We start from the raw sequence: 12,147 nt of genomic DNA, 5'->3' as shown, positions 1-12,147 counted from the left end.
ATTATTGAATTAGTGATTGAACCGAATTTTAGAAGTAATCTTAGTAATTCTCATTCATTAATGAATCCACCGATTGTTACCAGATGAATTGACGAAATAATGAATTATTGATTAGTATAGTGTTACCAAATCAATAATTCACTAATTCAATAATTCGCTAATTAGAATCTAAAGTGTGAGAACGCTTTGTTGGCCTCGGCCATTTTATGCGTATCTTCTTTTTTCTTCACTGCTGCACCTTCACCTTTAGCTGCTGATATGATCTCGCCGGCTAATTTCTCCATCATGGTTTTTTCACCACGACGACGGGCATAGCTGATCAGCCATTTCATACCTAAAGCTATTTTACGCTCAGGACGAACTTCTGTTGGCACCTGGAAGTTTGCACCACCTACGCGACGCGATTTAACTTCAACTGCAGGCATTACATTGTTTAAAGCTTTTTTCCAGGTTTCTAAACCGTTCTCGCTGGTTTTCTTTTCAACAATGTCAACAGCATTATAAAATATAGAGTATGCGGTTGATTTTTTACCATCATACATCATGTTGTTAACAAACCTTGTTACCAAAGTATCATTGAACCTTGGATCAGGAAGGATAATTCTCTTTTTTGGTTTTGACTTTCTCATTGCTATCTATCCTCCTTAATTATTTCTTTTTACCTTTTGCAGGGGCAGCAGCTGCTTGTCCTGGTTTAGGGCGTTTAGTACCATATTTAGAACGACGTTGATTCCTGCCGGCAACACCTGATGTATCCAATGCACCACGGATGATGTGGTAACGTACACCTGGTAAATCCTTAACACGACCACCGCGGATCAAAACGATAGAGTGCTCCTGTAAGTTGTGACCTTCACCCGGGATATAAGCATTTACTTCTTTTCCGTTGGTTAAGCGCACACGGGCAACTTTACGCATTGCTGAGTTTGGTTTCTTAGGGGTAGTGGTATACACACGGGTGCATACGCCTCTTCGCTGTGGACAGCTGTCCAACGCTGGCGACTTACTCTTGTCAACCAGAGCTACTCTACCTTTTCTAACTAATTGCTGAATAGTAGGCATTTTTCCTTTTTTGTATTTACAGTTTTATCCTTATTTTAAGGACTGCAAAAGTACGGACTTATTTTTTGATTTTCAAGCGGTTGTGTAAAAAAGTTTTTGTAATGTGTTGATGGAGTGCGGGGCTTAAGGGAACAGCCGCGAATTTTGCCTCAAATAAATTGATAATTAGGAATATATTTGATATTGTACAAACAAAAAAAGAGCGGTGATCACACTCACCGCCCTTCCATCATTTATCAAATCAATCAACTCACTTTTGTTAAAAATTAATAATTACGGTCATGGGTACTGTCATGATAATGGTCATAACCATTGTTATAACCGTTATGGTACCTGTCATGATGGTACCGGCGGCTGTAACTGTATCTGTCATGAACCACGCAGCCAGACGTTACCGATACGATGGCCGCTAATAAAAACGCGTATGCAAGAAATCTCTTTTTCATGGTTTTAATCTTAATCATACATCTAACTAAAAGACGTATACCTGTTTGACTTGATAAAAATGAAAAGGATTAATTGAAGCTCAGAAGACTACAGGTATAGTTATTCGAAGTCAGCCACTTCGAATGGCCTGGGGGTGTCTTATATGGGATTATCTGTAAAAGATGGTATTGGCCATTGGCAAATATCTTACAGCGAGGGTGGCAGGGTAATAGAAACAAGATTGTTTTGCTCATAGCCATAAAGGGTATCGCCACGAAGAAAATGAGGCGAACGATAATTAAACAAATGATTAAACAAAGCATTGTATAAAGTGGAGTCTTCACCAATGCTGTCCGGCGTTTTAAAATCCTTTATATAATGCATTGCAGTACGAAAAGGTACAAACGTATAGTCCTTAAACTGTTCTTCTATTTTATTTTGCAGGTAGTTAAAGTCTTTTTCAAACTCTTCATAAGGCGATACAGTAGCAACGTTTATTGCATTATATGACCTTTTAAGTTCGTCGTTTTTTTCTTTAATAAACGTTTCATCTATTCCACATATTGAAAAAAATGGACCTATCAAACTTATTGCAAAGGATATCTTTTTTATTCTGACGAGCGATTCATCCTCATATTTCTCCAGTATAAGGTCTGCGCTAAAACCTGGCACAAATCCGTAAGTAGTACTAAGGATGGTTTTATCTAACTGTTGTTCCAGTTCGTTTATGAATGAACCCCATCTTTCCTGATAATTATTGGCATTCGCGATGTTTTCATTTATAATATCTCCCCTTTTTATATAGCCGGGTTGCTGGTGATACTCGGGCAAGTCCGGATCAAAACCAATAGGATAGTATTTTTCAATGGCCTGTCCAATATCATTCAAAAGCTTACTTCTTGAAGGATCAAACTCTAGCGAGAAATAATATTTCATAAGGAATGGATAATAAACAGTGTACTATAAAGATAATTTATTTGTCTTATTGCACCAATGTTATCACCAAATATTGGCCTACACCAACCCCATACTCACCCTATATTCCTGTTGAATAATCAGCAGGCATTTAGCGCACAGGCATCCTTCATACAGTTCGCTTACGTATTGCACCTCGTTGAGGCTAAGCTGCACGGTGCTGCACTGGCACTTCGTGAATGAATTGGCTTTACACTCAAAAGGGGCCTCGCAGCGTTCGCAATGGATGATCTCGTGTTTGGTCATTTTTAGTTAATGGTACGTAGTTGATTGATCACAGTTTTATTTAGCTAAAATAGCGAAAGTTTGCTGAGAGGGGGTAACACCAGTCATGTGTATAAAGTAAAACCTCAATGTCATGGAATAAAAAAGTCCACAAACCGCAGTTCATGGACTTTAAATCATTGTCTTTTATCCTTTAGTCCTTCGTCCCGTAGTCCTCAGGTCCTAAGAGATCTAAAAAATTATGCCGAGCAGGTTACGCAGCCTTCTTCCATTGAGCATGATGGGCCAGCAGGTATCTCGTCAGCCACGGCATCAACTACTGCAGGTATTACAGGTTCCATGTTTGAACCGCCCTGGTTTTCAACCGTAAACTTAACGGCTTGCGATGCTGCTTGTGTACGCAGGTAATACATGCCGGTTTTTAAACCTTTTTTCCACGCGTAGAAGTGCATTGATGTTAGTTTCGATGCGTTTGGCGAATTGATGAACAGGTTTAATGATTGCGACTGGCAAACATAAGCACCCCTGTCGGCAGCCATATCAATAATGTTGCGCATTTTGATCTCCCAAACAGTTTTGTACAGTTCCTTGATATCGGCAGGTATTTCGGCGATATCCTGAATTGATCCGTTTGCCGAGATGATCTTATCTTTCATGGCCGGGGTCCATAGGCCAAGGTTAACCAAGTCGCGCAGCAGATATTTGTTTACTACAATAAATTCACCGCTTAGTACACGGCGGGTATAAATGTTTGAGGTATATGGTTCAAAGCACTCATTATTACCCAGTATTTGCGAGGTTGAAGCGGTTGGCATAGGTGCTACAAGCAGGGAGTTACGTACACCATGGTTCATTACATCCAGGCGCAGATTTTCCCAGTCCCAGCGGGTGCTGGCAGGTGATACGTTCCACAGATCGAACTGGAACTTGCCTTTTGACAGCGGCGAGCCTTTAAATGTCTCATACGGGCCTTCGGCAATAGCCAGATCTTTTGAAGCCGTCATGGCCGCAAAATAAATGGTTTCAAATATTTCTTTGTTCAGTTGCTTAGCTTCTTCGCTTTCAAATGGCATGCGCAGCTGTATAAACGCGTCGGCCAAACCTTGCACACCTAAACCGATAGGGCGATGCCTTAAGTTAGAGTATTCTGCCTCGGCAACCGGATAGTAATTGCCATCAATAATACGGTTAAGGTTAATGGTAGCCTGGTAAGTCACCTCGTACAGTTTTTGATGGTCAAAAACACCGTTGATCACATAACGCGGCAATGCTAACGAAGCCAGGTTACAAACCGCAATTTCATTGGCATCGGTATATTCCATAATTTCGGTACAAAGGTTTGAGCTTTTTATAGTACCTAAATTTTGCTGGTTTGATTTGGCGTTTGCGGCATCTTTGTATAACAGGTATGGCGTACCGGTTTCAACCTGGGCATCAAGTACGGCAAACCAAAGTTCCTGGGCTTTGATGGTTTTGCGTGCACGGCCTTCTTTTTCATATTTAGTATACAGGGCTTCAAACTCGGCGCCAAAACAATCGGCTAAGCCGGGTGCTTCATGCGGGCAAAACAGGCTCCAGTCTTCATTGGCCTCAACACGCTGCATAAACAGGTCTGATACCCAAAGAGCATAAAACAAGTCGCGGGCACGCATTTCTTCTTTACCGTGATTTTTACGCAGATCCAAAAATTCAAATATATCGGCATGCCATGGCTCCAAATAAATAGCAAAGGCGCCTTTACGTTTACCACCGCCCTGGTCAACATAACGGGCAGTATCATTAAATACGCGCAGCATAGGGATAATGCCATTGCTGGTGCCGTTTGTGCCGCTGATGTATGAGCCTGTGGCCCTTACATTGTGTATGCTTAAGCCAATACCGCCGGCGCTTTGCGATATTTTGGCGGTTTGTTTCAACGTGTCATAAATGCCGTCAATGCTGTCATCTTTCATGGTGAGCAAAAAGCATGACGACATTTGTGGTTTTGGCGTACCGGCATTAAACAGGGTAGGTGTAGCGTGGGTAAACCAACGCTCGCTCATTAAATGGTATGTTTTAATGGCGCTGTCAATATCATGTTTATGAATACCAACCGATACACGCATAAACAGGTGCTGCGGGCGCTCGGCTATTTTGCCGTTAATTTTTAACAGGTATGATTTTTCAAGTGTTTTGAAACCGAAGTAATCAAAACCAAAATCGCGGTCATAAATGATGGTACTATCCAGCAGCTCGGCATTGGCCTCAATAACTTCCCATACGTCATCAGCAATTAACGATGCATCCTTACCGGTTTTAGGGTCAATATAGTCATGCAGTAAGCGCATGGTTTCTGAAAACGATTTGATCGTATTTTTGTGCAGGTTTGATACTGCTATGCGCGAAGCAAGCAAGGCGTAGTCAGGGTGCTTTGTTGTTAACGAAGCCGCGGTTTCGGCAGCAAGGTTGTCAAGCTCGGAAGTGGTTACACCGTCAAACAAGCCTTCAATAACCTTTTTGGCCACATCAATAGGGTCAACTAAATTAAACCCATAGCACAGTTTTTCAATACGTGCTGTGATCTTGTCGAATTTTACGGATTCTTTTCTACCGTCTCTTTTTACTACGAGCATATTAGTGAGTTGTGAATGGTGAGTAGTTAGTGTTAATTGTAAATTTGTTAATTGATTCTGATTGAACTAATAAGAGCACTTAGATATTTAAAGCACTTAACCAGTATCTCGCCAAGTGTGCTTAAACTTTCAGCTGAACAATATCCTAAGTCTGAAGCTACATCAAATGCAGCGTCAACTTCAATAATTGATCCTCTGGCTATCTCATAATATCTTTTTCTTTCAATATCAGATTTTCTTGAACTTCCTTCTGCCGGATTTAAATGGACAGAAAGGGCGGCTCGTTTTATTTGTTGTGTTAAATTAAATTTTTCTTCGTGGGGGAATTGACTTACAGCTAAATAACATTCTTTTATGAATTGTCTGGTAATCGTATAAGCATCTAACTTAGTGTGCCCTAATTGTAAAAACATGCTCGCGATTATTAATAACTCACTGCTGCCAACTCACCACTCACTATCTAAAAGTCTTCGTCCAGTGAAAACGCTTTGCTTTCGGCGTTGTTCATTACACCGCTTTTCTGGTAATCGCCTACGCGTTTTTCAAAGAAGTTGGTTTTACCCTGTAATGATATCATTTCCATAAAATCAAACGGATTGCTGGCGCCATAATGTTTTTCGTAACCCAATTCGCCCAACCATCTGTCGGCCACAAATTCAATATACTGGCTCATCATTTTGGCGTTCATACCAATAAGGTTAACCGGCAGGGCATCAGTAACAAATTCCTTTTCAATCTCAACCGCGTCGGTAATGATCTTGGTAACCTGTTCGGCGCTTAAGCGGTTTTGCAGCATTTTATAAAGCAGGCAGGCAAATTCGCAATGCGAACCTTCATCGCGCGATATCAGTTCGTTGCTAAAGGTAAGCCCGGGCATCAGGCCGCGCTTTTTAAGCCAGAATATAGAGCAAAAGCTGCCCGAGAAGAAGATGCCTTCAACCGCAGCAAAAGCCACCAGGCGTTCGGCAAAATTGCCGTTATTTATCCAGCGAAGGGCCCATTCTGCTTTTTTACCTACGCATGGTACGGTATCAATAGCGTGAAACAAGCGGTCCTTTTCGGCAGGATCTTTTATGTAAGTATCTATAAGCAGGGCGTATGTTTCTGAGTGAATATTCTCCATCATGATCTGGAAACCATAAAAACAGCGTGCTTCGGGTAACTGAACCTCGCTCATAAAGTTTACAGCCAGGTTTTCATTCACTATACCATCGCTGGCAGCAAAAAAAGCCAGGATGTGCGAAATGAAATGTTTTTCGCCCGAGTTAAGATTTTCCCAGTGTTTCATATCGTCCGAAAGATCGATCTCTTCGGCGGTCCAAAAACTGGCTTCGGCTTTTTTATACATTTCCCAAATGGCGGGGTACTTAATAGGCAGTATCACAAACCTGTCTTTGTTCTCTCTCAGTAATATTTCATCTTCCTGTTTCATAGATACTATTTTTTATATCGTTTTTTCCTTTACTTAACCTCACCGGACACGAAAGCCAGCCTTACTAAAAATAAAGCTTTATTGTTTTTGTGATTAGCTTGACCAATCACTTGTGTTATTGTATAACTTACTGACAGACAAGTTGTTGAATGTTGGATGATGAATACATCCCGCTGTCTTTCGAATGCCTTGCACAACAAAGTTAATGTTTGAGTACTTAAGATTTTAGTGTTAGTTTTTAACAAAGGGGTAAGTTATTAACACTTTGCACGATTATTTTTAATGTGGCTTAAATCATATGAAAATTAATGAACTTGATTACAGCTAATTAAAAAACACCTGAAAAAGTAGCGGCCTAAATACTTGCAAAAAACAATAATTTAACATTACAAATTACTTGACTTAACACCGACAATTGTTGCAAATAGCATAATGTGTTTGCTAAGTGCTGATTAAAATTTGGAAATTTGGATAAAAAATGAGGCCGGATTACCCGATTGTGGAAAACAAAACATCCTGAAAACCGGCCATCAATTAAATATTCTTAAAAGTTGTTGTTTTATTTTACATCGCCGGCCGGTACAAATTTCATTGATACCGAATTAACACAATGGCGAATGTTTTTGGGTGTCAGGTATTCTCCCTCAAATACATGGCCCAGGTGCGCCCCGCAATTGGCACATACAATTTCCACACGGCGGCCATCGGCATCCGGTACCCTTTTTACGGCACCCGGTATCTCGTCGTCAAAGCTTGGCCAGCCACAATGCGATTCAAATTTTGATGCAGATGTGTACAAGGGAGTGTCACAACGTTTACACACATATAAACCTTCGGCCTTATTGTCAAGCAAAGCGCCGGTAAATGGTCTTTCGGTTCCTTTATATAATATTACCCGTTCTTCTTCGGGCGTTAATTGATTGTATTCCATTAATTATTGAGTTATTGAATTAGCGAATTATTGATTGAGGATTATCCTTTTATTTACTTAAATATACGACATTTTACCGGCATGGATTGTTTTAAAGGACAGTGTTTACATTGATTTGACGCTATTAGGAGCTGGCTAAAATCTTTTTTTTTTACTCATAGTTTAGTTTCGATGAAGTTCAGGCAGGCTACGTCGTTTATAGGATTTGGATCACCAGAAGTAAAAGTGCTGTTTGACTGTATGTATGCCGGCGAATAGATGCTTCACTACGCATAGCATGACAGTTTTTTTTATTTTGTCATCCTGAGTTTTAAAAACCGCGGACTTTGAAAGTGGAATGACACAAAAAAGGGCTGTCATCCTGAGCCTGTCGAAGGATAGCGGGGAAAGGCCTCTGCGCGCGCCCTTCGACGGGCTCAGGGTGACAGGCCCGTCCGTCTATGGGTAGCCGGCGTTTAGCAGGACCAAGAAGATCCTTCGCTATCGCTCAGGATGACATATGTGAGTAAGAATGTGTGAGTAAGACCGTCATTGCGAAGTACGAAGCAATCGCGAACTACACAGGGCTGCCCTGTAATGCCGGATTGCCACGCTGTCGCCTGCAATGACATAAAAGCAAGCCGTCATGGGTAGCATAGCGAAGTATCTTCTTCAACATTCAATGCCGCAGAACAGATGCTTCACTGTGTTCAGCATGACAAACAAAAAAATCCCGGCCAATCAGACCAGGATTTCCTATATATTTTCCAGTTCCCCTTTTTGGGGATTAGGGAGCTTTAAGCTTTAACCAACTTGGCTATTTCCTCTGCCATGGCAGCGCCAATTTCGGCAGGCGATTCCACTACGCGGATACCGCATTCGGCCATGATCTTCATTTTAGCAGCAGCAGTATCGTCCGCACCGCCAACAATGGCGCCGGCGTGGCCCATACGGCGTCCCGGAGGCGCTGTTTGGCCTGCAATAAAGCCTACTACAGGTTTGGTTCCGTTAGCTTTGATCCAGCGCGCAGCGTCGGCTTCCATGCTTCCGCCTATTTCGCCTATCATAATAATGCCTTCGGTTTCAGGATCGTTCATCAGCAGTTCAACAGCTTCTTTGGTAGGCGTACCGATGATCGGGTCGCCGCCAATGCCTATAGCAGTAGTGATACCTAAACCAGCTTTAACCACCTGGTCAACCGCTTCATAAGTTAAAGTTCCTGATTTTGATACTACACCCACATTACCCTTTTTAAAGATAAAGCCTGGCATAATGCCAATTTTGCTTTCGTCAGCAGTGATAATGCCCGGGCAGTTAGGGCCAATAAGGCGGGCGTCCTTATCAGTAAGGTATTCTTTTACCTGTATCATATCCTTGGTAGGGATACCTTCGGTAATGCAAACGATAACTTTTATACCGGCTTCGGCAGCTTCCATAATAGCGTCAGCAGCAAAAGCAGGAGGCACAAATATGATAGATACATCTGCACCGGTTGCTGTAACGGCATCTTTAACGGTATTAAAAACTGGCCTGTCCAAATGGCGCTGGCCGCCTTTACCAGGCGTAACACCACCAACCAGCTGGGTTCCGTACTCAATCATTTGTGTAGCGTGGTAGGTACCTTCGTTACCTGTAAAACCCTGTACTATAACTTTAGAATCTTTATTTACGAGAACACTCATTGGCTTTTTTCGTTTAGTACGGCAAAGCTAAAGTTTTTGCGCAAATGTCAAACCCTTAAACCCGCTAAAGGGCCAATAATTTTACATGTTAACAAAAACGTGACTTTTTATTAATCAAAAACTCTAAGCGGAGATTAAATAATTTACCTCAAATTTAATTAATTTAGCAGCACACTGTATACCTGCCTTTTATGAAAAAAATCAACAAAAACCTTATCCTTGGCCTTATAGCCTGTCTGTTTTATACAACCGCCGCACAAGCTCAATTTGGCGGTTTCGGAAAAAAATTGCTTGACAAAGGCACCGAAATGGCTTCGGGAGGCGGCTTAAACAAGATCCTGAAACAGCCTCAGGCTATTACCACCAATTTTAAAGATGTAAACAAAACCGGCTCAAAACCACCGTCGTTTATGGAGGGACAAACACCTGAGCCTTTATATCTTTTACCAAAAACTCCCGAAGGCGCCTACAAGCTTTGCGCCGGATTTTATGAAATGACCAACAAAAGCTATTGCCTGCACGCCGGTACACGCGGACCCAGCACCGGCGATGGCTATATGCTTGCGCCCGTACTTGGCCCAAAGCGCGATGTGGTGATACTGATATTAAAACATGCAGAAACCCATCCCGATGTTAACCAGCGCAGCATACAGGTATTATTATGGGCTATAATTGCCCGTACCAAGTTTGCCGATTTTGGTACCGATATTAAACTAACCGCCACAAGGCTGTTATCGCCAAACGAACTTTTGATGCTGGAGGGCGGGGCATTAGGCGTATTGCCCGCCAGTTTAATGGAAAAAGCAAAGAACCAGTTGCCGCCTGCCGCGCAAAGCGTTTTTGAGGCCGAAAACAATATCCGTCAGCTGGCTGCGTCGGGCAATGCCTCCTACGAGGAAATGGAGAAATATGCCATGCTTGCCGGTTTGGCTCCCGCTCCTGATCCGGAAGTACCGTCGGGGATATGGTCGCTTCACCCGGATGGATATTATATAAGGTTTTACCCGCATGGTTATTCACAAACCACCACGCAAATATATGTACCGAAAGAACTGGTAGATGCTAAACCGGGTTTAACTTATGATGGCCCCAATGGCATTGCCTGCCCGGCCAATGTAGGCGCGCAACGGCTGGCCCAAACCAACGAGCCGCTAAATCCGGATCATACTAAGAAATTGAAAACGATTTGCGCCCCGGCCCCCTGAAGCGGGAGCTTTTGATCAAGCATACTGATATATTTATGCAGTCACCCGGCCGAAGCCGGGTGACAATTATTACCAGGCTAATGTTTTATTGCATGACAATAAGTATCGGCTGAACGCGGCGTAATAATGTTTTGTTTTAATGCTGTATAAGTAATTGCCTGATTATTAACGTGTTCATTTGCGTTCACGGTGTTCACGGCGCGTGAACGTGAACATCATGAGGTTTTCTGTTACACCCCGGGGCCAACGCCTATGGGCTGGAACCGGGTAATGGCATGAGACTGTGGATTTGTGCGATTCGTCCTTAAGAGAAAAAAAAAGCAGGTTTAGCTAATCCAAAAGCTCCCCCTTCGGGGAGGCTGGAGGGTGGAACTCTTTTTCACTTTTAGCAACAACAATGGTGGCCACGCCATTGCCTATTACATTGGTAATGGCCCGCGCTTCGGACATAAACCTGTCTACACCCAGCAATATCGCCACACCTTCAACCGGTATAACCTTAATGGCAGCCAGTGTACTGGTAAGTACTATAAAGCCGCTGCCGGTTACGCCTGCCGCGCCTTTGGACGTGATCATGAGGATGCCGATAATGGTAAGCTCCTGATAAAGGGATAAATCGATATGGAATACCTGCGCCAAAAATATAACCGACATGGACAGATAAATAGTAGTGCCATCCAGGTTAAAGGAATAACCCGTAGGGATAACCAACCCAACAACCGATTTGGAGCAGCCGAATTTCTCGAGCTTATCCATCATTCCCGGCAGGGCCGATTCTGAGGAAGAAGTCCCCAATACAATCAGTATTTCCTCCTTAATATGCCCGAGATACCGCCAAAGGCTAAATTTAAACAGGTAACAGATGAGGTTAAGCACCACAAAAATAAACAGGAACATCGTAAGATAAACCGAGCCCATCAGCATGGCCAGCGGGGCCAATGTTTTTAACCCGTACTTGCTGATAGTGAACGCCATGCCGCCAAACGCACCTATTGGGGCTACCTTCATTACTATCTTCATAATATTAAAGAACACCTTTGACAGCTTATCAAACAACTGGATAACAGATTGGCCGGTATCGCCCATGCGGCTAAGGCCAAAGCCAAACAGTATCGCAAAAAATAGTATTTGTAAAATATCGCCTTTGGCAAAAGCATCAAATGCGTTGGCAGGGATAATGTGCATAAAAAAATCGCCCCAGTGCATTTCCTCTGCTGCTTTTTGGTAGGTGGCCAGTTTGCTGGTGTCAACAGCGGTATGGTTCACAAAACCTGCGCCGGGTTTTATAATGTTTGCAACCGTAACTCCTATAATGAGCGCGAAAGTGGTCACCACTTCAAAATAAAGCAAAGCCTTGCCGCCAACACGGCCCACCTTTTTCATATCGCTCATGCCCGCAATGCCCAAAACTATGGTGAAAAATATAATAGGCGCTATCAGCATAGTGATCAGGCTGATGAACATTTTGCTGATCATTTCGGCAGTTGGCCCAAAGGTTTTAAAATTCAGCCCCACAATGATACCCAGGGCAATAGCAACAAGTACCTGGAAAGTTAGGTTTGATAAAAGGCGTTTCATTAATCAATGATACGGTTTTACGTTTAGGATACAAAGGAAC

12 protein-coding genes are annotated in these 12,147 nt (G+C 42.7%); 1 reads left to right on the top strand and 11 read right to left on the bottom strand.

Annotation, left to right across the window (positions count from 1 at the left end; all coding sequences use genetic code 11):
* Positions 1 to 161: 161 nt before the first annotated feature.
* From rpsG to sucD, 10 genes are all read right to left on the bottom strand, one after another.
* The gene (rpsG, locus tag J2W55_RS24505; RefSeq protein WP_090462876.1) at positions 162 to 629 is read right to left on the bottom strand and encodes a 30S ribosomal protein S7; all 468 of its coding nucleotides are present in this window, start codon (positions 627 to 629) and stop codon (positions 162 to 164) included.
* Between the two features lie 19 nt (positions 630 to 648).
* A complete protein-coding gene (gene rpsL / locus J2W55_RS24500) occupies positions 649 to 1,062 on the bottom strand; it encodes a 30S ribosomal protein S12 (protein WP_002993550.1) in 414 nt (137 codons plus the stop codon).
* A 266-nt stretch (positions 1,063 to 1,328) separates the two neighbouring features.
* Entirely contained in the window at positions 1,329 to 1,508 is a 180-nt protein-coding gene (locus J2W55_RS24495) for a hypothetical protein (protein WP_310102684.1), read from the bottom strand.
* A 187-nt stretch (positions 1,509 to 1,695) separates the two neighbouring features.
* Positions 1,696 to 2,424, bottom strand: coding sequence for a hypothetical protein (locus J2W55_RS24490; RefSeq protein ID WP_310102681.1), 729 nt, complete (start codon positions 2,422 to 2,424; stop codon positions 1,696 to 1,698).
* Positions 2,425 to 2,502: 78 nt separating this feature from the next.
* Positions 2,503 to 2,709 carry a cysteine-rich CWC family protein gene (locus J2W55_RS24485; RefSeq protein ID WP_310102676.1) on the bottom strand — a complete coding sequence of 69 codons (207 nt, stop codon included), beginning with the start codon at positions 2,707 to 2,709 and terminating at the stop codon, positions 2,503 to 2,505.
* Positions 2,710 to 2,927: 218 nt separating this feature from the next.
* Entirely contained in the window at positions 2,928 to 5,300 is a 2,373-nt protein-coding gene (locus J2W55_RS24480) for a ribonucleoside-diphosphate reductase subunit alpha (RefSeq protein WP_310102675.1), read from the bottom strand.
* Positions 5,301 to 5,347: 47 nt separating this feature from the next.
* Positions 5,348 to 5,713 carry a four helix bundle protein gene (locus tag J2W55_RS24475; protein WP_310102672.1) on the bottom strand — a complete coding sequence of 122 codons (366 nt, stop codon included), beginning with the start codon at positions 5,711 to 5,713 and terminating at the stop codon, positions 5,348 to 5,350.
* Positions 5,714 to 5,760: 47 nt separating this feature from the next.
* Positions 5,761 to 6,732 carry a ribonucleoside-diphosphate reductase small subunit gene (locus tag J2W55_RS24470; RefSeq protein ID WP_310102669.1) on the bottom strand — a complete coding sequence of 324 codons (972 nt, stop codon included), beginning with the start codon at positions 6,730 to 6,732 and terminating at the stop codon, positions 5,761 to 5,763.
* Positions 6,733 to 7,291: 559 nt separating this feature from the next.
* Positions 7,292 to 7,663, bottom strand: a complete 372-nt coding sequence (locus J2W55_RS24465; RefSeq protein ID WP_310102666.1) for a methionine-R-sulfoxide reductase — start codon at positions 7,661 to 7,663, stop codon at positions 7,292 to 7,294.
* 776 nt (positions 7,664 to 8,439) lie between these two features.
* A complete protein-coding gene (gene sucD / locus J2W55_RS24460; RefSeq protein ID WP_310102663.1) occupies positions 8,440 to 9,324 on the bottom strand; it encodes a succinate--CoA ligase subunit alpha in 885 nt (294 codons plus the stop codon).
* A 191-nt stretch (positions 9,325 to 9,515) separates the two neighbouring features.
* Here sucD and J2W55_RS24455 point away from each other — a divergent pair, with 191 nt between their 5' ends.
* Entirely contained in the window at positions 9,516 to 10,529 is a 1,014-nt protein-coding gene (locus tag J2W55_RS24455) for a hypothetical protein (RefSeq protein WP_310102661.1), read from the top strand.
* Positions 10,530 to 10,859: 330 nt separating this feature from the next.
* Here the strand turns inward: J2W55_RS24455 and J2W55_RS24450 are convergent, their stop codons facing one another.
* Complete coding sequence (locus J2W55_RS24450; protein WP_310102658.1) at positions 10,860 to 12,107, bottom strand: dicarboxylate/amino acid:cation symporter; 1,248 nt, start codon at positions 12,105 to 12,107, stop codon at positions 10,860 to 10,862.
* Positions 12,108 to 12,147: the final 40 nt, after the last annotated feature.

Source organism: Mucilaginibacter pocheonensis, from assembly GCF_031456535.1.
GTDB classification, from domain to species: domain Bacteria; phylum Bacteroidota; class Bacteroidia; order Sphingobacteriales; family Sphingobacteriaceae; genus Mucilaginibacter; species Mucilaginibacter pocheonensis.
This window is presented reverse-complemented; position numbering and strand designations above follow the sequence as displayed.